The organism is Halomonas sp. M4R1S46 (assembly GCF_025725685.1).
Classification (GTDB): domain Bacteria; phylum Pseudomonadota; class Gammaproteobacteria; order Pseudomonadales; family Halomonadaceae; genus Halomonas.
Window position 1 is genome coordinate 2,651,944 of the sequence record NZ_CP107008.1, and the last position, 26,305, is coordinate 2,678,248.

Consider the following 26,305-nt stretch of genomic DNA (forward strand, 5'->3'; position numbering starts at 1 on the left):
GGACCCGAGGTGCCGCGGCGGGTTGCATCCCGGCCGCGGCTTGCATGGTGGTTGCATGATCGGGGCGCCCTCAGTCGCCGGCCGGCGGCGGCGCCAGGACCTCGCGGGCCCCGTTGGTGCCCATCGTCGAGACCACGCCGGCCATCTCCATCGCCTCGACCAGACGGGCGGCCCGGTTGTAGCCGATCTTGAAGCGGCGCTGGACCGCCGAGATGGAGGCCCGGCGGCTCTCGGTGACGAAGGCCACGGCCTCATCGTAGAGGGCGTCCTGCTCGGCATCGTCGTCGCCGCCGCCGCCTTCTGCCTCGAGCCCGGCCAGGGCGTCGGCGGAGACGCCGCCGGAGAGGATCTCCTCGATGTACTCCGGCTCGCCGCGACGCTTCCAGTCCTCGACCACCCGGTGCACCTCGTCGTCATCGACGAAGGCGCCGTGCACGCGGGTCGGCATGCCGGATCCCGCCGGCAGGTAGAGCATGTCGCCGTGGCCCAGCAGGTTCTCGGCGCCGCCCTGATCGAGGATGGTGCGCGAGTCGACCCTCGAGGAGACCTGGAAGGCCATGCGGGTGGGGATGTTGGCCTTGATCAGGCCGGTGACCACGTCCACCGAGGGCCGCTGGGTAGCCAGAATCAGGTGGATGCCGGCGGCGCGGGCCTTCTGCGCCAGTCGCGCGATCAACTCCTCGACCTTCTTGCCGACGATCATGAACATGTCGGCGAACTCGTCGATCACCACCACGATATAGGGCAGCTTCTCGAGCACCGGCGGCGCCTGGTGCATCTCCCAGGGCTGGGGCTCCCACAGCGGGTCGGCGACCTGGGCGCCGGCCCGGTCGGCCTCGTCGAGCTTGGCGTTGAAGCCGGCGATGTTGCGCACCCCCATGGCGGCCATCAGCTTGTAGCGGCGCTCCATCTCGGCCACGCACCAGCGCAGGGCGTTGGCGGCCTCCTTCATGTCGGTGACCACCGGTGCCAGCAGGTGCGGGATGCCGTCGTAGACCGACAGCTCCAGCATCTTGGGGTCCACCATGATCATGCGGACCTCGTCGGGCTTGGCCTTGAGCAGCATGGAGATCAGCATGGCGTTGACCCCCACCGACTTGCCCGAGCCGGTGGTGCCCGCCACCAGCAGGTGGGGCATCTTGCCCAGGTTGGCCACCACCGGACCGCCGCCGATGTCCTGACCCAGCGCCAGGGTCAGCGCCGAGGCCTCATGCTGATAGCGATCGGAATCGATCACCTCGCGCAGGCGGATCATCGCCCGATGGGGGTTGGGGATCTCGATGCCCACCGTGGGTCGGCCCGGGATCACCTCCACCACCCGCACGCTCTTGACCATCAGCGAGCGCGCCAGGTCCTTGGCCAGGTTGCTGATCTTGGAGACCTTCACCCCGGCCGCCGGCTTGATCTCGAAGCGCGTGATCACCGGCCCCGGCCAGGTGTCCACCACCTCGGCCTTGACCCCGTACTCGCGCAGCCGCACCTCCAGCAGCTCGGCCATCTCGGCCAGCTGTTGGTCGGTGTAATTGGGCTGATGGGACTGCGGCGGAGTCAGCAGTCGCAGGCTGGGCAGCTCGCCCTCGGGGTCGGCGAAGGCTTCCATCTCCGGCCGCTGGTTCTGCAGGTGCTCCACGGTCCACAGGGTGGGGCCATCATCGTCGTCCGCCGCCTCCCGGGCCTGCTCGGCGGTGGCCTGCCGGGCGGCGTCGTCGTCAGCGGCAGGCGGCTCCTCGACCGGGGGCGGGGTGCCGGGCCGCGAGGCCCTCTCGGGCGGGGCCGGGCGCGGCGACGCCGGCTCCGCGGGGGCCGGCTGGGCACCGGCCTGCCAGGGCGGCAGGGGCGCGTCGTCGTCATCCGGCAGGATCGGCTCGTGCACGACCTCGGGCACCCGACGCGGCGTGCCCGGGGGGTGGGGCGCGCCGGCATCTTCGTCGGTCGGCTCCGACTCGCTGCCCTCGGCACCGGTGGCCGCCGGGCGCGCCTCGGCGCGGGGCTCGTCCGGCCCGGTCGGCGCGGGGCTCGGTCGCTCGTCCCGGGCGGACAGCGACGGCTCGCGCGGAGCGGGGTCGGCGGAAGGCGGCGCCTTCGGCGTCACGAAGGCCGAGGCCCGGGGCGCGGTCGCGGACGATGACGGGGCCTCGGCGGGCTCCGGCTCGTCGCGAGTCGCCCGGAGCGGCTCGGGCGTGTCGCGACGCGCGGCCGAGGGTGTCTCGCGCGAGGGGGAGACGCCGGTCGCCGCGCCCAGGGACACGGAAGGCTCCAGCGACACCTTCGGCTCGCGGGCGGTATAGGCCGCCTCGGGGCGCTTGGCGGACGGCGTGCGCTCGGGCACGTCCCAGGGGATCTCGGTCTTGCCGTCATCGCCGAAGCCGGGATCGCGACGGCCGCCGGCGGCCTGCAGTGCCGGCACGACCGACTCGGCACGTCCCGGCAGCAGTCGCCGCCACCAGGCGGGACGCAGCGCCTGGTCGGGCTCGCCGGCCGGCTCCTCGGCCGGCTGCGGCGCCGCCTCACGACGCGGGGCCGGCTCTTCCACCGCCTCCGCCTCGGTCTCACGCCGGAAGGCGAAGCGCTCGGCGACCCAGCGCCAGGCCAGCAGGGCCAGGCGGCCCAGCTCGTCCATTACCGTCAGCCAGGACAGTCCCGTGAACAGCGGCACGCCACACAGGATGGCGGCCAGTGCCAGCAGCGAGGTGCCGCCGCTGCCCACCAGGGGCAGCAGGGCGCCGACCAGCCCCTCCCCGAGGATGCCCCCGGCGGCATAGGGCAGGGTGCTCTCGGGATGATAGAAATGCAGCGCGCCCAGGGTGGTGGTGCCCAGCAGCAGCAGGACCAGCCCCCCGCAGCGCACCGCCAGGGCGGTAGCGTCCCACTCCAGGTGCACCTGCCGCGAGCGGATCAGCCACCAGGCGGCGAAGCCCAGCATGCCGGGCCACCACAGGGCACTGACGCCGAACAGTGAATAGAGCACATCGGCCAGCCAGGCCCCGAAGGCCCCCATCCAGTTGGCCACCTCGGTCTCCGGGCCGCTGCGCGACCAGCCCGGATCCTCCGGACGAAAGCTGTACAGCGCCAGCAACAGGAAGACGCAGGCCGCCAGCAACAGGATCACGACGCCTTCCCGCGCCGACCCCTGCAGCCGAAGGCCGAAGCGTCTTGCCGTTTCCTTGGCGTTCGCCGCACGGCTGTGCGGCGCGGACTTCTTCTTGGCAGTCAAGCGGCCATCCCCCTTGCGCCACACGGCGTCTTCCAGATTCCACGGGCACCAATCATACCGAGCCAAGGCCGACCATCACAGGGGCAGGTGGTGACTTGAGCCCCGTCACCAGGCCCGTCACACTGGGGACTCACGTTATCCGGAAGACACGACACCATGCTGCCCTGGCTCCCCGAGCGCCCCGTCCGCTTCCCCCCGGTGTCCACCGCCCTCTCCGACCCGGGCGGGTTGCTGGCCGCCGGCGGCGACCTGAGCCCGGCCTGGCTGCTCGCCGCCTACCGTCACGGCATCTTCCCCTGGTACAGCGAGGGGCAGCCGATCCTGTGGTGGAGCCCGGACCCGCGCATGGTGCTCTTCCCCGAGGAGGTGCGGGTGCGCCGCAGCCTCGCCAAGCGCCTGCGTAACGGGGGCTTCCGGGTGACCGCCGACAGCGCCTTCGAGGCCGTGGTCGCGGCCTGCGCGGCACCCCGTCACGACCAGCCCGAGACCTGGATCACCGCCGAGATGCAGGCCGCCTATGCCCGGCTGCACCACCTCGGTGCGGCCCACTCGGTGGAGGTATGGCAGGAGGGGCGCCTGGTCGGCGGCCTCTACGGCATCGCGCTGGGACCGGTATTCTTCGGCGAGTCGATGTTCTCCCGGGTGTCGGACGCCTCCAAGGTCGCCCTGGTGGCCCTGGCACGCAGCATGGCCGCCGAGGGCGGCCGGCTGATCGACTGCCAGATGCACACCGCCCACCTGGCCAGCCTGGGGGCCCGGGACATCGCCCGGGAAGAGTTCATCGGCTATCTTGAACAGTGGCTGAGCGAGATGCCGGAGACCGCCCGGGTCGAGGAGGCCTGCACCCTCCTGGCGCCGGCCTGGTCGTTCGCGAGACTCGACGCCGCACGATGAACGGGCCCCGCATGCATAGGAGACGGCAGCCTTGAGCAGCAACACTCCCCGGCAGCCGATACGCGACCTGCGGTTCTTCCTGACCGTGCCGCACACCTGCAGCTACCTGGCGGGACGCGAGGCGACGACCCTGTTTCTCGACCCCCAGGAGTCGCCGGGCGGGGGCGTCTACGATGCCCTCGCCCTGCTGGGCTTCCGCCGCAGTGGCCGGCACCTCTACCGCCCCCACTGCGAGGGCTGCAGTGCCTGCATTTCCGTGCGCATCCCGGTGGCCGACTTCGCCTCCAACCGCACCCAGCGCAAGCTGGTCCGTCGCAATGCCGACCTCGAGCTGCGGGTGCGTCCCGCCCTCTTCGATGCCGAACACTATGCCCTCTATGCGCGGTACATCCGTACCCGGCACAGCGACGGCGACATGTATCCGCCGAGCCATGAGCAGTACCGCACTTTCCTGACCCTGGACCAGGACTATGCGCGCCTGCTGGAGCTGCGCCTCGAGGGCCGCCTGCTGGCCGTCTCGGCCTTCGACCAGCTGGAGCACGGCCTCTCGGCCATCTACACCTTCTTCGACCCTGACGAGCCCTTCGAGCGCCGCTCGCTGGGCACCTTCGCCGTGCTCAGCCTGGTCGAGCGCGCCCGGCAGCTGGGCCTGCCCCATGTCTATCTGGGCTACTGGATCCGCGAGTGCCGCAAGATGGCCTACAAGCAGGCCTTCCAGCCCCTGGAAATGCTCGAGGGACGCCATTGGCGACGCCTGATCCCCACCTGAAGGCACCGCCCTTTTTGCCTTGACGACCGGCATGCGGCACAATATCGCGCTATCCTGATCGGCACAGGCGGACGCACCGCATCACGTGCCGTTCTTCTTTCGTTATCACCAGCGAGGAATCGCCTATATGGCACGCGAAGACCATATCGAAATGGAAGGCGTCGTCGTCGACACGCTGCCCAACACCATGTTCCGGGTCGAACTCGAGAACGGCCACGTGGTGACCGCCCACATCTCGGGCAAGATGCGCAAGAACTACATCCGGATCCTCACCGGTGACAAGGTCAAGGTCGAGCTGACTCCCTATGACCTGTCCAAGGGTCGCATCGTCTACCGCTCCCGCTGAGCCCTACCGGGCCCGCCGGCCCACCCTACCGATCGCGCCTCCCCAGACGAACAACGCCCCGTCCGCAGACAGGGCGCTGTGTTCATGGGAGCGGTTGACGCGCCGTGATCAGGGCGCGTCGGCCAGCTCCGACTCCGAGGCCAGGTGCAGCTCGCCGTCCTCGACGCTGACGTGCACCACCCCGCCATGCTCGGCCAACTCGCCGAAGAGGATCAGCTCGGCCAGCGGCTTCTTGAGCTTCTCCTGGATCAGCCGCGCCATGGGCCTGGCCCCCATGTCCGGATCGTAGCCCTTCTCGGCCAGCCAGTCCCGGGCGGCCTCGTCCACGTCGAGCTGCACGCGCTTCTCGTCCAACTGCGCCTGGAGCTCGATCAGGAACTTGTCGACCACGTTGCGCACCACCTCGGTGGGCAGGGCATGGAACTGGATGATGCCGTCCAGGCGATTGCGGAACTCCGGCGAGAAGGTCTTGCGGATGACCTCCATGGCATCGGTGGAGTGATCCTGGGTCTGGAAGCCGATGGACCGCCGCGTGGCCTGCTCGACCCCGGCATTGGAGGTCATGATCAGGATCACGTGACGGAAATCCGCCTCCCGGCCGTTGTTGTCGGTCAGGCGACCATGGTCCATCACCTGCAGCAGCAGGTTGAAGACCTCCGGATGGGCCTTCTCGACCTCGTCGAGCAGCAGCACGCAGTGGGGCTGCTTGGTGATCGCCTCGGTCAGCAGGCCGCCCTGATCGTAGCCGACGTAGCCCGGCGGGGCCCCGATCAGCCGCGACACGGTGTGGCGTTCCATGTACTCGGACATGTCGAAGCGCACCAGGTCGATGCCCATGATATGGGCCAGCTGGCGGGCGACCTCGGTCTTGCCGACCCCGGTAGGACCGGCGAACAGGAAGCTGCCCACCGGCTTGTCCGGCGACTTGAGGCCCGCCCGGGACAGCTTGATGGCCGCCGCCAGGCTGTCGATGGCCTCGTCCTGGCCGAACACCAGCATCTTGAGGTCGCGGTCGATGTTGGCCAGCAGCTTGCGATCGGAGCTGGACACGCTCTTCGGCGGGATCCGCGCGATGGAGGCGACCACCGCCTCGACCTGGTCGACGTCGATGGTGTCGACCCGCACCTCCGGCGGCAGCAGCCGCTGGTGGGCCCCGGCCTCGTCGATCACGTCGATGGCCTTGTCGGGCAGGTGGCGGTCATTGATATAGCGATCCGCCAGCCGCGAGGCGCTCTCGAGGGCCGCATCGGTGTACTTGAGGCGGTGGTGCTCCTCGAAGCGCGAGCGCAGCCCCTTGAGGATGCGGATGGTGTCCTCCACCGAGGGCGCCATGACATCGACCTTCTGGAAGCGACGGGCGAGCGCCCGGTCCTTCTCGAAGATGCCGCGGAACTCGTGGAAGGTGGTGGAACCGATGCAGCGCAGTTCGCCGGAGGACAGCAGCGGCTTGAGCAGGTTGGAGGCGTCCATCACCCCGCCGGAGGCCGCCCCGGCGCCGATCACCGTGTGGATCTCGTCGATGAACAGGATGGCATTGGGCTGCTTGCGCAGTTCGGCCAGCAGGCTCTTGAGACGCTTCTCGAAGTCACCGCGGTACTTGGTGCCGGCCAGCAGCGCGCCCATGTCCAGCGAGTAGACGACGGCGTCGCCGATCACCTCGGGCACGTCCTCCTCGACGACGCGCTTGGCCAGCCCCTCGGCGATGGCGGTCTTGCCGACGCCGGCCTCGCCGACCAGCAGGGGGTTGTTCTTGCGCCGCCGGGCGAGGATCTGCACCACCCGCTCGAGCTCGTGGTCACGCCCGATCAGCGGATCGATCTTGCCCATCCGCGCCTGCTCGTTGAGGTTGGTGGCGTAGCCGGTGAGCGGATTGCCACCGGGCTCGCCGCCCGCCTCCTCGGCATCCTCCGCCTCGGGAGACGGGGAACTGGGGCTCTGGCCATGACCGGACACCTTGGAGATGCCGTGGGCGATGTAGTTGACGGCGTCCACCCGGGCCACGTTCTGCTGCTTGAGGAAGTAGACGGCCTGGCTCTCCTGCTCGGAGAAGATCGCCACCAGCACGTTGGCCCCGGTGACCTCGCTCTTGCCGGAGGACTGCACGTGGAAGACGGCACGCTGCAACACGCGCTGGAAGCCCAGGGTCGGCTGGGTCTCGCGGTCGCCCTGGTCCTCGGGAATCAGCGGCGTGGTGGAATTGATGAAATCCTGCAGGTCGGACCGCAGCTTGTCGAGGTTGGCCCCACAGGCACGCAGCACGTCGGCCGCCGAGGCATTGTCGAGCAGCGCCAGCAGCAGGTGCTCCACGGTCATGAACTCGTGACGCTTCGAACGCGCCACGGTGAAGGCCGTGTTCAGGGTCAGTTCAAGTTCTTTGCTCAGCATGGCAGTCCCCTTCTCGCCGCTTAGGGCTTGCGTCGGATCTAACTCGGTCCGGCATCATCAACATCGGGTACAAACGACGGCGTTGCAAGTCACCCCGCCAACGCACGCCGGTCCTCCCTTCGACCATGCCGACGGTCAATCCGTTGCCTCGATGTCGCACAGCAACGGATGCTGGCACTCTCGCGCATATTGATTGACTTGATGGCTCTTGGTTTCCGCGATGTCGCGGGTGAAGACGCCACAGGTGGCCTTGCCCTGGGTATGCACGGCCAGCATCACCTGCACCGCGGTCTCGTTGTCCATGTTGAAGAAGCTCTGCAGGACCTCCACGACGAACTCCATGGGCGTGAAGTCATCGTTGTGCAGCACCACCTTGTACATCGGCGGCTGCGCCAGCTCCGGCTCCGACGCCTGGACCGCCAGGTCGTCGTCGCCTTCCTCCTCAGGCCCCGAGGGACGCGTCATCCCGGCTCGGGGCACAGCGAGACGGTCCACCATGCCCTCCTCCTTTCTCTTGAACATAAGCATCACTATCGATATCGACAAGCCGAGCACCGCGGAGCGTCTCAACCGTGATTGGACGCCTCTGGCGCGACAGGGTTCACGCCGTGGCGGCCAGCACGCAAAAGGGCCCCCGTCCGCCAGGCGAACGGGGGCCCAGGTCGCGGCGCCGGACGTTACATGTTATCGGCGACGGCCTGGCCGAACTCGGAGCACTTGAACAGGGTGGCGTTTTCCATCTGGCGATGGAAGTCATAGGTGACCTCGCCCTTGGAGATGGCCTTCTCCATGCCCTTGAGCACCAGGTCGGCGGCCTCGACCCAGCCCATGTGGCGCAGCATCATCTCGGCGGAGAGGATCAGCGATCCCGGGTTGACCTTGTCCTGACCGGCGTACTTGGGCGCGGTGCCGTGGGTCGCCTCGAACATGGCCACGGCGTCGGACAGGTTGGCACCCGGCGCGATGCCGATGCCGCCGACTTCCGCGGCCAGGGCGTCGGAGATGTAGTCGCCGTTGAGGTTCAGGGTGGCGATGACGTCGTACTCGGCCGGACGCAGCAGGATCTGCTGCAGCATGGCGTCGGCGATCACGTCCTTGACCACGATGTCCTTGCCGGTCCTGGGGTTCTTGAAGGTCATCCAGGGGCCGCCGTCGAGCAGCTCGGCGCCGAACTCGTCCTTGGCGATCTCGTAGCCCCAGTCCTTGAAGGCCCCCTCGGTGAACTTCATGATGTTGCCCTTGTGCACCAGGGTCACCGAGGCGCGGTCGTTGTCCACCGCGTACTGGATGGCCTGACGCACCAGGCGCTTGGTGCCTTCCTCGGAAACCGGCTTGACGCCGATGCCGCACATCTCGGGGAAGCGGATGTTGGTGACGCCCATTTCCTCGCGCAGGAACTTGATCACCTTGTCGGCTTCCGGGGTACCGGCCTTCCACTCGACGCCGGCATAGATGTCCTCGGAGTTCTCGCGGAAGATCACCATGTCCACGTCACCGGGCTTCTTCACCGGGCTCGGCACGCCCTCGAACCAGCGCACCGGGCGCTGGCACACGTAGAGGTCGAGCTTCTGGCGCAGGGCGACGTTCAGGGAGCGGATGCCACCGCCCACCGGGGTGGTCAGCGGGCCCTTGATGGAGACCACGTAGTCCTTGACCGCTTCGAGGGTCTCTTCCGGCAGCCAGGTGTCGGCGTCGTAGACCTGGGTGGCCTTCTCGCCGGCGTAGACCTCCATCCAGTGGATCCTGCGCTCGCCGTTGTAGGCCTTCTGCACGGCGGCATCGATGGCGATCTTCATGGCCGGCGTCACGTCGATCCCGATACCGTCACCCTCGATGAACGGGATGATCGGCTCATTCGGCACGTTCAGGGTGTTGTCGGTGTTGACGGTGATCTTGGTGCCGCCTTCGGGAACGACAATTTTCTGAAACCCCATTGAGAACTCCCCTGTCTGGTCTGTTCAGTGGAGCGCGGAGTATAGCATTCACCCCACGGCTCGGAGTAGGCTTGACCCCGTATTTGTCGACAATCCATGGTAGCAAGACGTTGGTCGAATGAGCGCCCTCTATCTCCTGCACAAGCCCTACCGCATGCTCTCCCAGTTCACCGACCGTGCCGCGGCGACGGGCGAGCGTCGGGCGACCCTGGCCGACGTCATCGACGTGCCGGGCATCTATCCCGCCGGGCGCCTGGACCACGACTCGGAGGGCCTGCTGTTGCTCTCCGATGACGGCGAGCTGATCCATCGCATCGCCCATCCGCGCCACAAGCAGCCCAAGACCTATCGCGTCCAGGTGGAGGGCGAGCCCGACGAGGCGGCCCTGCGGGCGCTGCGAGACGGGGTCGAGCTCAAGGACGGCCTCACCCGGCCGGCCAGGGTCCGTCGCCTCGACGCGAGTGGCCTGCCGGAGCGGGACCCGCCGCTGGACCCCCGGCGCCACCCGCTCACCACCTGGCTCGAGCTGACCATCGCCGAGGGCCGCAATCGCCAGGTGCGGCGCATGACCGCCCACGTCGGCTTTCCCACCCTGCGCCTGGTGCGGGTGGCCATCGGTCCCTGGCGGCTGGATGGGCTGGCGCCCGGCGAGTGGCGCCGTGAGACCCTGCACGCCCCCAAGCCGCCGGCCCAGCGCCGCGGCCCGCCGAGGAGACGCCCATGAGCCGCTGGCACCCCTTCGTCACCGTCGCCACCGTGGTGGAGCGCGCCGGCCGCTACCTGATGGTGGAGGAGGACCGCGGTGGCCCCCACACCCTGTTCAACCAGCCCGCCGGCCACCTGGAGCCCGGCGAGCGCATCCGCGACGCCGCCCTGCGCGAACTCCGCGAGGAGACCGCCTGGCAGGTCGGTATCACCGACTACCTGGGCCTCTATGTCTTCCAGGCCCCGGACGGCAAGACCTTCCACAGCCACGCCTTCTTCGGCATGGCCCTGGCCCACCTCGGCAACGCCCTCGACCCGGCGATCCACGCCGTGCACTGGCTGACCCTCGAGGAGCTGGAGGCCCTGGAGCGGGAAGGCCGACTGCGCAGCCCCCTGGTGATGCGCCGGCTGCGTGACGCCCTGGCCGGGCGCACCTTTCCCATGGACGTGCTGCACGAGCGCTAGCCGCGCTTCGCGCGAAACTGGAAGCTGGAAGCTGGAAGCTGGAAGCTGGAAGCTGGAAGCTGGAAGCTGGAAGCTAAACACAGCATGTTGCCTCCAAAGATCGGATCAAGGGTCTTCTTCCCGCTTCAGGCTTCGAGCTTCAAGCTCCAGTCAGGTATAATCTCGCCCCATTTGCGACCCATCCAATCCGAGAACGCCATGACAGCCACCCAAGGCAAGGTCATCGTCGGCATGTCCGGCGGTGTCGACTCCTCCGTATCCGCCCTGCTGCTGCTCGAGCAGGGCTACGAGGTCGAAGGCCTGTTCATGAAGAACTGGGACGAGGACGACGGTACCGAGTACTGCACCGCCAAGGCCGACCTGGCGGACGCCGAGGCCGTATGCGCCAGGCTCGGCATCCCCCTGCACACCGCGAACTTCGCCGCCGAGTACTGGGACAACGTCTTCGAGCACTTCCTCGCCGAGTACCGGGCCGGTCGTACCCCGAACCCGGACATCCTTTGCAATCGCGAGATCAAGTTCAAGGTGTTCCTCGAGTACGCCGAGATGCTCGGCGCCGAGCGGATCGCCACCGGCCATTACGTTCGTCAAGGGCAGGGGCGCGGCCGTCTCGATGGCGACGACCGTCCACGGCTGCTCAAGGGGCTCGATGCCAACAAGGACCAGAGCTACTTCCTGCACGCCGTCCCCGAGGCCGCCATCGCCCGCACCCTCTTCCCGGTGGGCGAACTGGAGAAGCCCGAGGTCCGCGCCCTCGCCGAGCGCCACGACCTGGTGACGGCCAGCAAGAAGGATTCGACCGGCATCTGCTTCATCGGCGAGCGCCGCTTCCGCGACTTCCTGCAGCAGTACCTGCCGGCCCAGCCCGGCACCATCGAGACCCCGGACGGCGACGTCATCGGCGAGCATATGGGGCTGATGTACTACACCCTGGGCCAGCGCCAGGGGCTCGGCATCGGCGGCCTGACCGACTACCCGGACGCGCCCTGGTACGTGGCCGGCAAGGACCTCGAGCGCAACGTGCTGATCGCCGTCCAGGGCAAGCATCACCCCCTGCTCTACACCGACAGCCTGGCCACCGAGGCCATGGACTGGGTGGCCGGCGAGCCACCGGCCCGCGAGGGACGCCTCACCGCCAAGACCCGCTACCGCCAGGCCGACGTGCCCTGCCACATGCGGGCCAACGCCGACGGCGGCGTCGAGGTCCGCTTCGACGCCGCCCAGCGGGCGGTGACGCCGGGCCAGTCGCTGGTGCTCTATGACGGAGACGTCTGCCTGGGCGGCGGCGTGATCCGTGACACCTGGAACGCCCCGGAGGCCCGCCGATGAACGGCACCACGCCGATCCACCGCGCCCCGGAAACCCCGGCGGCCCGCCAGACCCTGGCGCTGGCCGGCGTCTTCCAGGCCGCCAGCCTGGTCGACGAGCTGGCCCGCACCGGCCAGGTCGACCAGCGCGCCTGGGACACCCTGATCCATGCCACCCTGGACACCCAGCCGTCGAGCTTCGAGGCCATCTACGGCGGCCATCCCAACAACCTGCGCCGCGGACTCGAGGTCCTCGAGAGCGTGCTGGGGCGACGCCAGGCGAACCCGGTGGTGATGCGCTACGGCTTCTCGCTGCTGATGCTGATGAGCAAGCTGCGCGGCAACGACGACATGATGGACGAGCTGGGCCGACGCCTCACGCGCATCCAGGGCCAGGCCGAGCACTTCGGCGAGACCCACGAGAACGTCATCGCCAGCCTCGGCGAGGCCTACCAGGAGACGATCTCGACCTTCAAGACACGCATCGTCGTCCAGGGCGACCCCTCGCTGCTGCAGAGTCGCATGATGCCCGAGCGGGTCCGCGCCTGCCTGCTCGCCGGCATCCGCTTCGCCCTGCTCTGGCACCAGCAGGGGGGGCGCCGCTGGAAGCTGGTCTTCCAGCGCGGCACCCTCAAGAAGACCCTCGACACCCTGAACTGAACCTTTCCCTTCACGCCCATCCGGAACACGAGCCCATGCAGCCCACGTCTCTCCCCTTGACCGCCCTCACCGCCCTTTCCCCCGTCGACGGCCGCTACGGCAGCAAGGCCGAGGCCCTGCGCGAGCACTTCAGCGAGTTCGGGCTGATCCGTGCCCGGGTCACCGTCGAGGCCCGCTGGCTGCAGCGCCTCGCCGGCCACCCCCAGATCACCGAGGTGCCGCCGCTCTCCGCCGAGGCCACCGCGGCCCTGGACGCCCTGGTGCGCGACTTCTCGTTGGCCGATGCCGAGCGCATCAAGGAGATCGAGCGCACCACCAACCATGACGTCAAGGCGGTGGAGTACTTCATCAAGGAGCGCATCGCCGACCAGCCGGAGCTGCACGCCATCACCGAGTTCGTGCACTTCGCCTGTACCAGCGAGGACATCAACAACCTGTCCCACGGCCTGATGCTGCGGGAGGGCCTCGGTACCCTGCTGCCGATGATGCACCAGGTGGCCGACGAGGTGGCCCGCCTGGCCGAGGAACAGGCCGCCCAGCCGATGCTCTCGCGCACCCACGGCCAGACGGCGAGCCCCACCACCCTGGGCAAGGAGATGGCCAACGTCGCCTACCGCCTGCGCCGCCAGCTCCGGCAGATCGAGGCCGTGGAGATCCTCGGCAAGATCAACGGTGCCGTGGGCAACTACAATGCCCACCTGGCGACCTACCCGGAGGTCGACTGGGAGGCCAATGCCCGCACCTTCGTCGAGGGCCTGGGCCTGACCTTCAACCCCTATACCACCCAGATCGAGCCCCACGACTACATCGCCGAGCTGTTCGACGCCATCTGCCGCTTCAACACCGTGCTGATCGACTTCGACCGCGACGTCTGGGGCTACATCTCGCTGGGCTACTTCAAGCAGCGCACCGTGGCCGGCGAGATCGGCTCCTCCACCATGCCCCACAAGGTGAACCCGATCGACTTCGAGAACTCCGAGGGCAACCTGGGGCTCGCCAACGCCGTGCTCGGCCACCTGGCCGAGAAGCTGCCGATCTCCCGCTGGCAGCGCGACCTGACCGACTCCACGGTGCTGCGCAACCTCGGCGTCGGCCTGGCCTACGGCATGATCGCCTACCAGGCCTCGCTGAAGGGTATCGGCAAGCTCGAGGCCAATCCGGCGCGCCTGGCCGAGGACCTCGACAACAGCTGGGAGGTGCTGGCCGAGCCGATCCAGACGGTGATGCGCCGCTACGGTATCGAGAAGCCCTACGAGAAGCTCAAGGAGCTGACCCGCGGCAAGCGCATCGACCAGGCCGGCTTCGCCGCCTTTATCGACACCCTGGAGCTGCCGGCCGAGGTCAAGGACGAGCTCAAGGCACTGACCCCGGCCACCTACATCGGCAACGCCAGCGAGCAAGCTCGCAAGCTGTAAGCGCCGAGCGCCGAGCGCCGAGCGCCGAGCGCCGAGCGCCGAGCGCCAGAAGGGTAAGCGGCGCCGGGGACAGGCCTGAAGAGGGTCCGATTCCAGGGGTGAGGAGCACTGCTCCGAACGGGCTGGCCATGGATGGCCAGCACCGGCCCTGCAAGCGGAGCGGGAGGCGAGAGCGCCGCAGGGAATCGGTAGCGTACAGGGAGGTATTTACAGCGCCCTCGCACAGGCCTGTCGCCGGGATAGCCGCGGCTCGAAGCCACGACTCCAAGCCACCAAGGCTTCTGCTTCAATACGAGGTGGTCCCCATGCCCTCCGATACCCCGCTACAATTGCTCGGCGGCCTAACCGCCACCGACTTCCTGCGCGAGCACTGGCAGCGCAAGCCGCTGCTGATCCGCGGCGCCTTCCCCGACTTCGAGAGTCCCCTCGAGCCCGACGAGCTGGCGGGCCTGGCCTGCGAGGAGAACATCGAGGCCCGCCTGGTCGAGGAGCACGCCCCCGCGGGTTCCTGGCAGGTCAGCCACGGCCCCTTCGATGAGGCCACCTTCGCCCGGCTCCCGGAGCGCGACTGGACCCTGCTGGTGCAGGCGGTGGACCACTACGTGCCCGAGGTGGCCGCGCTGCTCGAGCACTTCACCTTCCTGCCCCGCTGGCGGCTCGACGACATCATGGTCAGCTATGCACCGCCCGGCGGCAGCGTCGGCCCCCACGTGGACCAGTACGACGTCTTCCTGCTCCAGGCCAGCGGCCGGCGACGCTGGCAGCTCGGCGGCCAGGTGCCCGACGACGCCGCGATCCTCGACGGCCTCGACCTGCGCATCCTCGAGCGCTTCGAGGTCGAGGCAGGCCAGGACTGGATCCTCGAGCCCGGCGACATGCTCTACCTGCCCCCGGCCTGGGCCCACCACGGTGTCAGCCAGTCCGCGGACTGCATGACCGTTTCGGTGGGCTTCCGCGCCCCCTCGGCCGACGAGGCCATCACCTCCTATGCCGACTACATCGGCGAACAGCTACCGGCCTCGCGGCGCTACGCCGACGCCGGCATGGCGCCGCCCGCCGACCCGGCCGAGCTCGACGACGCGGCGCTGGCGCGCATGCGCGCGCTGATCCTCGAGACCCTCGACGACCCGGATCAGCTGGCCCAGTGGTTCGGGCGGGTGATGACCCAGCCCAAGTACGTCGACCAGCTGGTGCCGACCGAGACCCCCACCGACCCCGACGCCCTTGTCGCCGCACTACGGGCAGGCGAGCCGCTGGAGCGCAGCCCCGGCTCGCGCTTCGCCTGGCGCGCCCTGGGCGGCGACCGGGCGACGCTGTTCGCCGATGGCGACGGCCTGGCCTGCTCGGTCGGCCTGGCCCGGGCCCTGGCCGACGCCGGGCCCGTCGACGCCGGCCTGCTGGCCCATGAAGAGGCCCCCCAGGTGCTCGCCCACCTGCTCGACGCCGGCAGCCTGGCCTGGCCCTGGGACGAGGAGGAATGAGCCCATGAGCACCGCCATACGCATCGAGGTCGGTGACTGGAAGACCCTGGGCGAAGCCGCCTCCGAGATCCGCCGCCGGGTCTTTATCGAGGAGCAACGGGTCCCCCGGGACGAGGAGTGGGATGGCCGCGACCCGGGCTGCGTGCACTTCCTGGCCTGGCACGACGGCGTCGCCGTGGGCACCGCCCGGCTGCTGCCCGATGGCCATATCGGCCGGGTCGCCGTGCTGGAAGCGGCCCGCGGCCTGGGCATCGGCGTGGCCCTGATGGAGGCGGCCATCGAGGCCGCCCGCCGCCGGGGCTTCGAGCGAGTGGAGCTCGCCGCCCAGACCCATGCCCTCGCCTTCTACGAGCGGCTGGGCTTTCGGGCCGAGGGCGAGGTCTTTCTCGATGCCGGCATCCCGCATCGCAACATGGTCCGTCGGCTGAGCGACTGAGACCTCCCACCATCCCGCCCGGGGAAACCCGACTACAAGAAAAGCCCATTTCCGGACCTTCCTGTAGTCGGGCTACAACGCTGCCTGCCCCCAAGGATCAATTGTTCACGCCCGCCATGCCGGGCCATAGTGGATCCCAAGACGCGTGAGGGAGCCGCCTGGCCAGGGCAGGTCGCCTGTAGTCACGGCCCCACTCCCCCACTCGCCCGGGTTCGACCAAGGCCCTAGAGACAGGCCCTGGGAACTCTACGAACCTAACAGGACTTCGCAGGTGCAGCATAAGGCCATGCCGAATGGTGCAGCAGGCGATTCCAGCGGTGACGACGCCGCCCCCCGGTGACGCCGTCGAGACGAGACACCCCAGCGATCGAGAGGATGGCCCCATGGCAGCATTCAAAGACGAACTCCAGGCACTGACCCAGCTGCGCGAGGCCCAGCGCGGAAAGTGGGACAACATCAACCCCGAGCATGCGGCCCGCCTGCGGCTGCAGAACCGCTTCCAGACCGGCCTGGACATCGCTCGCTACACCGCCAGGATCATGCGCGACGACATGGCCGCCTACGACGCCGACAGCGCCCAGTACACCCAGTCGCTGGGCTGCTGGCACGGCTTCATCGGTCAGCAGAAGCTGATCTCCATCAAGAAGCACTTCGGCACCACCAAGCGCCGCTACCTCTACCTCTCCGGCTGGATGGTCGCCGCCCTGCGCTCCGAGTTCGGCCCGCTGCCCGACCAGTCGATGCACGAGAAGACCAGCGTGCCGTCGCTGATCGAGGAGCTCTACACCTTCCTGCGCCAGGCCGACACCTGGGAGCTGAACCACCTGTTCCGCGACCTGGAAGCGGCCAGGAACGCCGGTGACCAGGCCCAGGCCGACGAGCTGATCGCCAGGATCGACAACTTCGAGACCCATGTGGTGCCGATCATCGCCGACATCGACGCCGGCTTCGGCAACGCGGAGGCCACCTACCTGCTGGCCAAGAAGATGATCGAGGCCGGGGCCTGCTGCATCCAGCTCGAGAACCAGGTCTCCGACGAGAAGCAGTGCGGTCACCAGGCCGGCAAGGTCACCGTGCCCCACGAGGACTTCATCGCCAAGATCAATGCCGTGCGCTACGCCTTCCTGGAGCTCGGCGTGGAGGATGGCGTGATCGTCGCCCGCACCGACTCGCTGGGGGCCGGCCTGACCCAGAAGATCGCCGTGACCAAGGAGCCCGGCGACCTGGGCGACCAGTACAACGGCTACCTGGACGGCGACGAGATCACCTCGGCCTCGGACATCGACAACGGCGACGTGGTCATCAAGCAGAACGGCAAGCTGGTCAAGGTCAAGCGCCTGGCCTCCGGGCTCTACCAGTTCAAGCCGGGCACCGGCGAGGACCGGGTGGTGCTGGACTGCATCACCAGCCTGCAGAACGGCGCCGACCTGCTGTGGATCGAGACCGAGAAGCCCCACGTCGGCCAGATCGCCGGCATGGTCAACCGCATCCGCGAGGTCTGCCCGGACGCCAAGCTCGTCTACAACAACTCGCCGTCCTTCAACTGGACCCTGAACTTCCGCCAGCAGGTCTTCGACGCCTGGGAGCAGGAGGGCCGCGACCTCAGCGCCTACGACCGCGCCGACCTGATGAACGCCGAGTACGACGATACCGAGCTGGCGGCGCTGGCCGACGAGTGGACCCGCAACTTCCAGCGCGACGGCGCCCGCGAGGCCGGCATCTTCCACCACCTCATCACCCTGCCGACCTACCACACCGCGGCCCTGTCCACCGACAACCTGGCCAAGGGCTACTTCGGCGAGGAAGGCATGCTGGCCTACGTGGCGGGCGTCCAGCGCCGCGAGATCCGCGAGGGCATCGCCACCGTCAAGCACCAGGACATGGCCGGCTCCAACATCGGTGACGACCACAAGGAGTTCTTCCACGGCGAGGCGGCGCTCAAGGCCGGCGGCAAGGACAATACCATGAACCAGTTCGGCTGATCGGCGTCGAAGACGACGAGACTGGAACCCTTGGGGAGGCCCGGCCTCCCCTTTTTCGTTCCGGGACGCGATGGGTAACGAGGTGACCGGTTGGCCAATCCCGCTCACCTCGCTAGACTCGTGGCACCACCGGAAGGGCGCCCCACTCAGAGGGCGCGCCCGTGACGCCAAGGAGCTCCTGCATGAAACGTCTTCTTCCCGCCCTGGTCCTGGGCACCCTGACCCTGGCCGGCTGTGCCAACACGGCGCCCTACGGGGGCAACGTCTACACCGGCAACCAGGCCAAGGCCGCCCAGAGCGTGACCTTCGGCACCATCACCGCCCTGCGCCGGGTGCAGATCCAGGCCGACAGCCGAGCCGGGGGCCTGCTCGGCGGCGGCGGTGGCGCGGTCATCGGTGGCCTGCTCGGCAACCAGGTCGGCGGCGGCTCGGGGCGCCAGCTCGCCACCGTGGCGGGCGCGCTGGGCGGCGCCGTGGCCGGCAGCAAGATCGAGGAATCCACCAACCGCATCCCCGCCTGGGAGATCGAGGTCCGCCAGGACAACGGCCAGAGCGTGGTCGTGGTACAGAAGGCCGACCAGGCCTTCCAGGTCGGCCAGCGGGTACGGCTGGTCGGCAGCGGCTCCAGCGTGAGCGTGGTGCCCTACTGACCGGGTCGCGCCGACCGGGTCGCGCACTGCCCGGATGGCATGACGACAAGGGCCCGCGGATCACTCCGCGGGCCTTTGTCATTGTCGAGCGATCACCGGGACGCCGGCCGCCGGGGCGCCGGCCGCCGGGAGGCCGACCTCAGTGCAGGTCGACCTTGTTCATCGCCCAGCCGCCCAGCTTGACGACGACCCAAGTGATCAGGCCGATGAGGATCAGGGTCAGCAGCATGTCCACCGGACGCACGATGGCAGTGGCCCCCAGCACGGCGATGGCCGGGCTCCACACCCAGCGGTCATCCTCGCTACGCAGCACCGCGGGCAGCAGTTTGCCCAACAGCGCGCTGACGGAGGCCTCCCAGCGGGACAGGCACAGGAAGAGGATCACGGCGAAGGCGATCAGCCAGATCAGGGTCACGGTCATGGCGGTCTCCAGCAGGAACATCGATGGCAGGTGGGAAAGTCGAATCCTGCAAGGGTATCCCTGCCGGCAGGGCCACGCAACCACGCCGCGAGTCGTGAATATCGCTCAGGATACACATTCTCAACCTGAAAAATGTCCCTCGCCCCTGACAGCTCCCCGGATGCCACGTTACCATGTTCTCTTACATGCACTCACCAAAGGTTCATCAATGCAGATTGCGCAGAATTCCGTTGTCGCCTTCCACTACACCCTGACCAACGACGCAGGTGAAGTGCTGGACAGCTCGGAAGGCCGCGAGCCGCTGACCTATCTCCACGGCGCCGGCAACATCATTCCGGGTCTCGAGAAGGAAATGGAAGGTCGTGCGGCAGGCGACAAGCTCCAGGCCAAGGTCGCACCGGAGGAAGGCTACGGTGAAGTCCAGCCGCAACTGGTGCAGGAAGTTCCGCGCGATGCCTTCCAGGGCGTCGAGAACGTGGAGCCGGGCATGCAGTTCCAGGCCCAGACCCAGGGCGGCCCGCTGATGGTCACCGTGACCCAGGTCGAGGGCGACACCGTCACCGTCGACGGCAACCATCCGCTGGCCGGCCAGACCCTGAACTTCGACGTCGAGATCGCCGAGGTTCGCGAGGCCAGCCAGGAAGAGATCGAGCACGGTCACGTCCATGGCGAGGGCGATCACGAGCACTGATCGCTCGTCATGGCAGAGCGCCGCGGCCCGGCCGCGCGCGTCGTCGCAAAGGGGGCAGCCGGTGGCTGCCCCCTTTTTTCATGCCGAGCCTTGCCGGCCGACGCCGGCCTTCCCCGGCAGGGCCTTGAGGGTGGCGTAGCCGCCCCACAGGCGCATCGCGGTGGTGACCAGACAGGCCGCCGCGAAGACACCGGCCAGCACCGGGAAATGGGCGGGCCACAGGCAGAAGGCCACCAGGGCGAGCACCGTCTCGGTGCCCTCGGTGAGACCATGCAGGTAGTAGAAGGCCTTCTGCGGGAAGTGCGGCCGGTCCAGCCCGTGCCGGGCGGCCATGATCGCGAAGGCCAGAAAGGAGGTGCCGGTGCCGATGAAGGCAAACAGCAGCACCGCCGCGGCCAGGGCATTGGCGGCCGGGTCGGCCAGGGCGAAGCCCAGCACCACGGCGGCGTAGAAGACGAAGTCGAGGCCGATGTCCAGGAACCCCCCGGCATCACTGGCCCGCCGGGTGAGCCGTGCCAGGGTCCCGTCCAGGCCGTCGCCGAGCCGATTGATCAGGACCGTCACCAGCGCCCAGCCATAGGCCTCCCGGGCCAGCAGCGGCAATGCCAGCATGCCGACCAGGAAGGCCACCAGGGTGACCTGGTCGGGCCGCACGCCGGCGGCGGCCAGCCAACGGGCCAGGCGCAACAGGGGTCTCTGGGTCAACGGCATGATCCAGCGATCGAGCATCAGGCCTCCCTTTCCCGATTCGATGGGTGACGCTCGCCCCGGCGCCAGGTGAAGTAGCGTGCAAGCAGCGACAGCAGCCGCTCGGGCTTGTGGGCGTTCTTCCAGGCGCCGGCGGTGGCCTTGACCGCCTCGGAGCGGGTCGGATAGGGGTGGATCGTCCCGAGCAGCTTGTTCAGCCCGATGCCGTGGGTCATGGCCAGGGTGAACTCGGCCAGCATCTCCCCCGCCCCCTCGCCGACCAGGGTGGCTCCCAGGAGGCGATCCTTGCCCGGCACCGTCAGCACCTTGACGTACCCCTCGCGGCGGCCGTCGGCGATGGCGCGATCCAGCTCGGCGAGCGGGTATCGCGTAACCTCGCAGGCGATGCCGCGCGCCAGGGCCTCGCGCTCGTTGAGACCGACCCGGGCGACCTCCGGGTCGGTGAAGGTCACCGCCGGCATGGCGCGGTAGCTGACCCGGAAGCGCCTTAGCTCGCCGAACAGGGCGTTGACCGTGGCATGCCAGGCCTGGTGGGCACTGGCATGGGTCAGCTGGTAGGGACCGGTGACATCGCCACAGGCCCAGACGTTGGGCAGCACCGACTGCAGGGCCCCGTCCACCGCCAGGGTGCCGTCGGGCCGCGTCTCCACCCCCAGCGCCTCCAGGCCCAGGCCCTCGACGTTGGCCTGGCGACCCACGGCCACCAGCAGGCGATCGAAGGGCAGCGTCAGCGAACCGGCCTCGCCCGCCCCGTCGCCGGCGACCTCCAGCCCATGGCCCTGCCCCGCGGCCCCGGCCACCACGCGCACCGCCCGGCATCCCAGGCGCACCTCGACGCCCGCCCCGAGCAGCCCGGTCTCGACCTCGGCGGCCACGTCCCGGTCCTCTCGCGGCAGCAGCTGGTCGCCCATCTCCACCAGGGTGACGCGGCTGCCCAGGCGCGCGAAACTCTGGCCGAGCTCGCAGCCGATCGGCCCGCCGCCGAGCACCAGCAGCCGGCCGGGCAGGGTCTCGAGCCGCCACAGGTTATCGGAGGTCAGCACCTCGATACCCTCCAGGCCCGGCAGGGGCGGGACCCGCGGCCGGGCACCACTGGCGATGATCACGTGCCGGGTGGACAGCACCCGCTCGGAGCTGCCCTCCCGGATGCGCACTCGCCAGGGATCCTCGAGGCGCGCCTGCCCCGCGATGACCTCCACCCCCAGGCCCTCGTAGCGCTCCCGGCTGTCGTGGGGCTCGACCTCGCGGATGGCGCCATGGACATGCGCCATGACCGCCGAGAAGTCGACCACCGGCTCCCTCGCCCGGATCCCGTAGCGCGGCGCCTCGCGGATCTCGTGGACGACCCGGGCCGCGCGGATCAGCGCCTTGGAGGGCACGCAGCCGGTGTTCAGGCAGTCGCCGCCCAGCCGGTCGCGCTCCACCAGCGCCACCCGCGCCTTGACCGCGGCGGCGATGTAGCTCGCCACCAGTCCCGCCGAGCCGCCGCCGATCACCACGATATCGTGGTCGAAGCGCGCCGGCCGGGCGAAGCGCCGGGCCAGCCGGCGACGCTTGGCGATGCCCACCAGGGCCCTTGCCCCCCAGGGAAAGAGCCCGACCAGCACGAAGGAACCGATCAGCCCCGGCGAGAGGATGCCCGCCAGCGACTCCAGTTGGCCCAGTTCGCGACCGGCATTCACGTAGACCGCCGTGCCCGGCAGCATGCCCAGCTGGCTGACCCAGTAGAAGGTGGTCAGCGGCATGCGCGTCAGGCCCATCACCAGGTTGATGACGAAGAACGGAAACAGCGGGATCAGCCGCAGGGTGAAGAGGTAGAAGGCCCCCTCGCGGCGGATGCCGGCGTTGATGCGCTCGAGCTGGGTGGCGAAGCGCCGCTCCAGCGGCTCCTGGGCCAGGGTCCGGGCGATCAGCGCCGCCAGGGTGGCGCCCAGGCTGCTGGCGAAGGAGATGAGCAGCAGTCCCCAGCCGAAGCCGAACAGGGCGCCACCGAGCAGGGTCAGCAGGGTCGCGCCGGGCAGCGACAGTGCCGCCATCACCACGTAGATGACGAAGAAGCCCCCGGCCACCGTGAAGGGGTCCTCGGCCAGCCAGGCCTGGAAGCGGGCCTGTTCGGTCTTCAGGTTGTCCAGGGTCAGCAACTGGTCGGCCCCGCTGAGGAAGAACGCCGCGAAGGCGAGGACAATGAGGCTGAGCAGTATCAGGCGTCGCTTGGTCAATTCGGTCACTCCCTGTGAAACCCCGTCGCTGGTCAGGACAACGCTCTCGGTCGCGGCGACATCGGAATCCTTACAATCCAGACTTGTAAGGATTCCCACTTCCATCGGACTATTGAATCTACATCCTTCAGACAGGGAGCAACACCATGACCAGCACGCCCACTGTCCGCCGGTGGGGTACTATCCTGCTCATCGCCGCTCTGACATCCCCTGCCCTGGCCGCCGAGACCGCGAGCGCCGTCTTCGCCGGCGGCTGCTTCTGGTGCATGGAACAGGCCTACGACAAGGTCGAGGGCGTGGTCGAGACCACCTCCGGCTTCAGCGGGGGCCACGTGGAAGACCCGACCTACGAGCAGGTCTCCGCCGGGGGCACCGGCCATATCGAGGTGGTCAAGGTCGACTACGACCCCGATGAGGTCGACTACGCCACCCTGCTCCATGTCTTCTGGCGCAACATCGACCCCTTCGCCGTGGACCGCCAGTTCTGCGACGAGGGCCGCACCTACCGGAGCGCCCTCTTCCCCATGAACGACGCCCAGCGCGAGCAGGCCGAGGCCAGCCGCCAGGCCGTGGCTGAACGCTTCGACCAGGACATCGCCACCGAGATCATCGATTTCGAGGCCTTCTACCCGGCCGGGGACTACCACCAGGACTTCTACGAGGAGAACTCGCTGCGCTACAACTTCTACAAGTCGGCCTGCGGGCGCTCGGAGCGGCTCAAGGAGATCTGGGGCGACGAGGCCGAACCCAGCGGTCGCCACTGAGCCACGGGTCAGTCGGTCGCGCAGCCGGCCAGGCCCTCGCCGCCACGCCGCTCGTCGCGCCACAGGCGCAGGGCGATCGACAGCGTCAGGCCCAGCACCAGCCAGGACCCCAGCACCACCCCCGGCCAGCCCGCGCTGCGCCAGAACGGCTCGAGCCAGAGCCCGCCGAGGCTCGCCCCCGTGTAGTAGAACACCAGGTAGAGGGCCGAGGCGCTGCCGCGCGCCCGCCTCGCCTGGCGCCCCACCCAGCTGGACGCCATGGCATGAGCCAGGAAGAAGCCGAAGGCGTTGACCGTCAGCCCGGCCAGGATGAGTGCCAGCGACCCGGCGAGTGTCATCAGGGTCCCGCCCATCAGTACCAGGGTGCCCAGGGCCATGCAGGCCGGCGGCGACAGCCGGCGCGACAGCCGGCCCGAGAGACTCGAGCCCAGGGTGCCCCCCAGATAGGTGAGAAACAGCAGTCCCAGCCAGCGGGCCCCCAGCCCGAAGGGCGCCTCCGCCAGGCGGAAGGCGATATAGCTGTACTGGTTGATGAACACCAGGAAGTTCAGCCCGCCGAGCAGGTAGGCGCCCCTGAGCCAGGGATTGCGCAGGTGGGCGGCGAGGCCCGAGACGGCCTCGCCGAGGTGGAAGGGCTGCGGGGCGAAGTGCCGCGCCGGGGGCAGCAGCCGCCAGAACAGGGCCACGCCCACCAGGGTCAACCCGCCGACCGCCAGGAAACTCAGCGACACCCCGCCCGCCTCCGCGACCACGCCGCCAATCACCCGCCCGCTGATGCCGCCCAGGGAGTTGGCGCCGATATAGAGCCCCACCGCCGGGAGCAGTGCCGGAGGCTCGAACTCGTCACCCATCCAGGCGATCGCCACCGCCGGCAGCCCGCCCAGCACGAAGCCCTGCAGGGCGCGCAGCACCAGCAGGACCTCGAAACTCGGCGCCAGGGCCAGGCCCAGCGACAGGGCCGCGGCCAGCAGCAGGGTGACGCGCATGATCCCGGCGCGGCCGATGGCATCCGACAGGGGCCCGAAGACCAGCAGGGACGCCGCCAGGGCCAGGGTGGAGACCGCCATGACCAGGTTGGCCGCCAGGGTGGAGACGCCATGGGCCTCACGCAGGGACGGCAGCAGCGGCTGCGGCACGTAGAGATTGATGAAGACGAGAAAGGAGCCGAGGCATAGCGCCAGGGTGGCACGCCACCAGGCATGGCTGTGGACGTCGATCATGGTCACCTCCGGGTTGGCAGCGCATGATCACCGGCGCACAATGATAAGCCAAACAGAAGATAGTGATGGCATCCATCGGATCGGCTTATGACCCTACCCTTCGACCTGCGGACCCTCGAGGTCTTCCTCGCAGTGGTGGACCGGGGCGGCTTCAGCGCGGCCGCCCGCGAGCGGCACGTGGCCCAGTCCGCGGTCAGCCAGACCATCGCCAACCTCGAGCGCCGCCTGGGGCTGACGCTGTTCCAGCGCCATGAGCGACGCATCACCCTCACCCCGGAGGGTGACGCCCTCGTCGACCATGCCCGGGCCCTGGTCGAGCGGGCCGAGGCCGCCCATCTGGCGATGCGCGAGCTCCACGACCTGGTCAAGGGGGAGCTGCGCATCGGCATCCCCTCGATGCTGGGCTCCTACTATTTCCCGCCGCTGCTGATGGGCTTCAAGTCGCGCTATCCCGGCCTTCGCCTCACCGTGGTGGAGGCCGGGGCACGCCGCCTGCAACAGATGATCGCCGCCGGCGAGCTGGATCTCGGCGTGGTCATCGACGACGGGGCCAGCCGCCACCTGACACGGCGTCACCTGGTGCGGGAGGAGATGGTGGTCTGCGTGCCCCGGGATCACCCCTTCGCCGGCCGGACGAGCATCCCGCCGGCGGCGTTCTTCGCCGAGCCGCTGGTGCTCTTCCAGGACGGCTACTTCCACCGGGAATTCGTCGACGCCCTGGCCCGGGAGCGCGGCGCCGAGGCCGACGTCGCCTTCGAGTCGAACCTGATCCCGCTGACCAAGGCGATCGTCCGCCGGGGCTTCGGGATCACCACCTTCCTGCGCCGGGTGGTGGAGGAACCGGAGCTGGCGGCGGTATCCTTCGACCCGCCCACCTGGCTCGACCTGTCGCTGGCCTGGGCCGAGGGCGCCTACCTGTCCCGTGCCGAGCAGGCCTTCGTCGACTTCGTGCTGGCCAACCGCTGAGGCGCCGGGCTCACCCCTCGCCGCTGGCCAGCATCCGGGGCTCGAGGCGCCTCGCCAGGTGCACGGTATCCAGCGGCCGGCGGGCCTGCCAGTAATGGCGTCGCCAGTAGCGGTTGTCCAGGGAGGAGAGCTTGACGCCGCGGGAGGTGGAGGCGTGCAGGAAGCGGCCCTCGCCGACGTAGATGCCGACGTGGCGATTCACCCCGGGGGGACGGAAGAACACCAGGTCCCCCGGCCTCAAGGCTTCCCGAGCCACCGGCTCGCCCTCGTACACCTGCTGCAGGGTCGTGCGCGGCAGCTCGAGGCGGAAGGTGTCGGCGAACACGTGCTGCACCAGGGCCGAGCAGTCGATGCCCCGCCGGGTGGTGCCGCCCAGTCGATAGGGGGTGCCCAGCCAGCGCCGGTGCTGGGCCAGCAGGGCGCGCCGGATCAACGCCGGCGGCGGGTTGCGCAGCCCCCGGGCGGCGAGGATGGGGTTGTCGACCGGCGACATCCGCGGCCCGCGGTCGAGCCCCGGCAGGTCACGGGCGAAATAGTCCTCCACGGGCTCGGGGCCGCCACCCGAGGCGGCACAGCCGGCCAGCAGGGTCAGTGACAGCACCGCCAGGAGGTGACGACATGATCTCGGGCCTCGCATCCCTGCTTGCACTCCTCTCTTCACGCTTCCACGCAA

24 protein-coding genes are annotated in these 26,305 nt (G+C 69.0%); 15 read left to right on the forward strand and 9 right to left on the reverse strand.

Going from position 1 to position 26,305, the window contains the following annotated elements; translation table 11 throughout:
- Nucleotides 1-70: 70 nt before the first annotated feature.
- Nucleotides 71-3,214: a DNA translocase FtsK gene (locus tag OCT48_RS12455; RefSeq protein ID WP_263589458.1), complete on the reverse strand. Its 3,144-nt coding sequence runs from the start codon at nt 3,212-3,214 to the stop codon at nt 71-73.
- 156 nt (nt 3,215-3,370) lie between these two features.
- Here OCT48_RS12455 and aat point away from each other — a divergent pair, with 156 nt between their 5' ends.
- From aat to infA, 3 genes are all read left to right on the forward strand, one after another.
- Nucleotides 3,371-4,108, forward strand: a complete 738-nt coding sequence (gene aat / locus OCT48_RS12460) for a leucyl/phenylalanyl-tRNA--protein transferase (RefSeq protein WP_263589459.1) — start codon at nt 3,371-3,373, stop codon at nt 4,106-4,108.
- A 31-nt stretch (nt 4,109-4,139) separates the two neighbouring features.
- Entirely contained in the window at nt 4,140-4,877 is a 738-nt protein-coding gene (locus OCT48_RS12465; protein WP_263589460.1) for an arginyltransferase, read from the forward strand.
- Nucleotides 4,878-5,004: 127 nt separating this feature from the next.
- Nucleotides 5,005-5,223 carry a translation initiation factor IF-1 gene (infA, locus tag OCT48_RS12470; protein WP_013332816.1) on the forward strand — a complete coding sequence of 73 codons (219 nt, stop codon included), beginning with the start codon at nt 5,005-5,007 and terminating at the stop codon, nt 5,221-5,223.
- Nucleotides 5,224-5,331: 108 nt separating this feature from the next.
- On the opposite strand, the gene clpA is transcribed toward infA, so the two are convergent.
- From clpA to icd, 3 genes are all read right to left on the reverse strand, one after another.
- The gene (gene clpA / locus OCT48_RS12475; protein ID WP_183381895.1) at nt 5,332-7,608 is read right to left on the reverse strand and encodes an ATP-dependent Clp protease ATP-binding subunit ClpA; all 2,277 of its coding nucleotides are present in this window, start codon (nt 7,606-7,608) and stop codon (nt 5,332-5,334) included.
- 135 nt (nt 7,609-7,743) lie between these two features.
- Nucleotides 7,744-8,106: an ATP-dependent Clp protease adapter ClpS gene (gene clpS / locus OCT48_RS12480; RefSeq protein ID WP_183381894.1), complete on the reverse strand. Its 363-nt coding sequence runs from the start codon at nt 8,104-8,106 to the stop codon at nt 7,744-7,746.
- Between the two features lie 179 nt (nt 8,107-8,285).
- Nucleotides 8,286-9,542, reverse strand: coding sequence for an NADP-dependent isocitrate dehydrogenase (icd, locus tag OCT48_RS12485; RefSeq protein ID WP_263589461.1), 1,257 nt, complete (start codon nt 9,540-9,542; stop codon nt 8,286-8,288).
- A 118-nt stretch (nt 9,543-9,660) separates the two neighbouring features.
- On the opposite strand from icd, the gene OCT48_RS12490 reads away from it, so the two are divergent.
- From OCT48_RS12490 to OCT48_RS12530, 9 genes are all read left to right on the forward strand, one after another.
- Entirely contained in the window at nt 9,661-10,266 is a 606-nt protein-coding gene (locus tag OCT48_RS12490) for a pseudouridine synthase (protein ID WP_263589462.1), read from the forward strand.
- Nucleotides 10,263-10,712: an NUDIX domain-containing protein gene (locus tag OCT48_RS12495; protein ID WP_263589463.1), complete on the forward strand. Its 450-nt coding sequence runs from the start codon at nt 10,263-10,265 to the stop codon at nt 10,710-10,712. Before OCT48_RS12490 ends, OCT48_RS12495 begins: the two co-directional genes overlap by 4 nt.
- Nucleotides 10,713-10,910: 198 nt before the next feature.
- A complete protein-coding gene (gene mnmA, locus OCT48_RS12500) occupies nt 10,911-12,041 on the forward strand; it encodes a tRNA 2-thiouridine(34) synthase MnmA (RefSeq protein WP_263589464.1) in 1,131 nt (376 codons plus the stop codon).
- Complete coding sequence (gene hflD / locus OCT48_RS12505; RefSeq protein WP_263589465.1) at nt 12,038-12,679, forward strand: high frequency lysogenization protein HflD; 642 nt, start codon at nt 12,038-12,040, stop codon at nt 12,677-12,679. Before mnmA ends, hflD begins: the two co-directional genes overlap by 4 nt.
- Before the next feature lie 35 nt (nt 12,680-12,714).
- A complete protein-coding gene (gene purB / locus OCT48_RS12510; RefSeq protein ID WP_263589466.1) occupies nt 12,715-14,094 on the forward strand; it encodes an adenylosuccinate lyase in 1,380 nt (459 codons plus the stop codon).
- A gap of 305 nt (nt 14,095-14,399) precedes the next feature.
- On the forward strand, nt 14,400-15,575 hold the full coding sequence (locus OCT48_RS12515) for a cupin domain-containing protein (RefSeq protein ID WP_263589467.1): 1,176 nt from the start codon (nt 14,400-14,402) through the stop codon (nt 15,573-15,575).
- A 4-nt stretch (nt 15,576-15,579) separates the two neighbouring features.
- A complete protein-coding gene (locus OCT48_RS12520; protein ID WP_263589468.1) occupies nt 15,580-16,011 on the forward strand; it encodes a GNAT family N-acetyltransferase in 432 nt (143 codons plus the stop codon).
- A gap of 383 nt (nt 16,012-16,394) precedes the next feature.
- Complete coding sequence (locus OCT48_RS12525) at nt 16,395-17,993, forward strand: isocitrate lyase (protein ID WP_263589469.1); 1,599 nt, start codon at nt 16,395-16,397, stop codon at nt 17,991-17,993.
- Between the two features lie 182 nt (nt 17,994-18,175).
- Nucleotides 18,176-18,643, forward strand: a complete 468-nt coding sequence (locus OCT48_RS12530; RefSeq protein WP_183381884.1) for a glycine zipper 2TM domain-containing protein — start codon at nt 18,176-18,178, stop codon at nt 18,641-18,643.
- 139 nt (nt 18,644-18,782) lie between these two features.
- Here the strand turns inward: OCT48_RS12530 and OCT48_RS12535 are convergent, their stop codons facing one another.
- On the reverse strand, nt 18,783-19,064 hold the full coding sequence (locus OCT48_RS12535) for a hypothetical protein (RefSeq protein WP_263589470.1): 282 nt from the start codon (nt 19,062-19,064) through the stop codon (nt 18,783-18,785).
- A 208-nt stretch (nt 19,065-19,272) separates the two neighbouring features.
- Between OCT48_RS12535 and OCT48_RS12540 the strand changes: the two genes are divergently transcribed.
- Nucleotides 19,273-19,755 carry an FKBP-type peptidyl-prolyl cis-trans isomerase gene (locus tag OCT48_RS12540; RefSeq protein WP_263589471.1) on the forward strand — a complete coding sequence of 161 codons (483 nt, stop codon included), beginning with the start codon at nt 19,273-19,275 and terminating at the stop codon, nt 19,753-19,755.
- 78 nt (nt 19,756-19,833) lie between these two features.
- Here OCT48_RS12540 and OCT48_RS12545 read toward each other — a convergent pair whose 3' ends face one another.
- Both OCT48_RS12545 and OCT48_RS12550 read right to left on the reverse strand, forming a co-directional pair.
- Entirely contained in the window at nt 19,834-20,484 is a 651-nt protein-coding gene (locus OCT48_RS12545) for a CDP-alcohol phosphatidyltransferase family protein (protein WP_263589472.1), read from the reverse strand.
- Nucleotides 20,484-22,682, reverse strand: coding sequence for an FAD-dependent oxidoreductase (locus tag OCT48_RS12550; RefSeq protein ID WP_263589473.1), 2,199 nt, complete (start codon nt 22,680-22,682; stop codon nt 20,484-20,486). The genes OCT48_RS12545 and OCT48_RS12550 overlap by 1 nt, the downstream gene beginning before the upstream one ends.
- A 146-nt stretch (nt 22,683-22,828) precedes the next feature.
- Between OCT48_RS12550 and msrA the strand changes: the two genes are divergently transcribed.
- Nucleotides 22,829-23,446, forward strand: coding sequence for a peptide-methionine (S)-S-oxide reductase MsrA (gene msrA, locus OCT48_RS12555; RefSeq protein WP_263589474.1), 618 nt, complete (start codon nt 22,829-22,831; stop codon nt 23,444-23,446).
- Between the two features lie 8 nt (nt 23,447-23,454).
- Here the strand turns inward: msrA and OCT48_RS12560 are convergent, their stop codons facing one another.
- Nucleotides 23,455-24,666: an MFS transporter gene (locus OCT48_RS12560; RefSeq protein WP_263589475.1), complete on the reverse strand. Its 1,212-nt coding sequence runs from the start codon at nt 24,664-24,666 to the stop codon at nt 23,455-23,457.
- Nucleotides 24,667-24,753: 87 nt separating this feature from the next.
- Here OCT48_RS12560 and OCT48_RS12565 point away from each other — a divergent pair, with 87 nt between their 5' ends.
- Nucleotides 24,754-25,632: a LysR family transcriptional regulator gene (locus OCT48_RS12565; protein ID WP_263589476.1), complete on the forward strand. Its 879-nt coding sequence runs from the start codon at nt 24,754-24,756 to the stop codon at nt 25,630-25,632.
- A gap of 10 nt (nt 25,633-25,642) precedes the next feature.
- Here OCT48_RS12565 and OCT48_RS12570 read toward each other — a convergent pair whose 3' ends face one another.
- Nucleotides 25,643-26,269 (reverse strand): C40 family peptidase, encoded by a 627-nt coding sequence (locus OCT48_RS12570; protein ID WP_263589477.1) that lies wholly within the window; start codon nt 26,267-26,269, stop codon nt 25,643-25,645.
- Between the last annotated feature and the right edge of the window lie 36 nt (nt 26,270-26,305).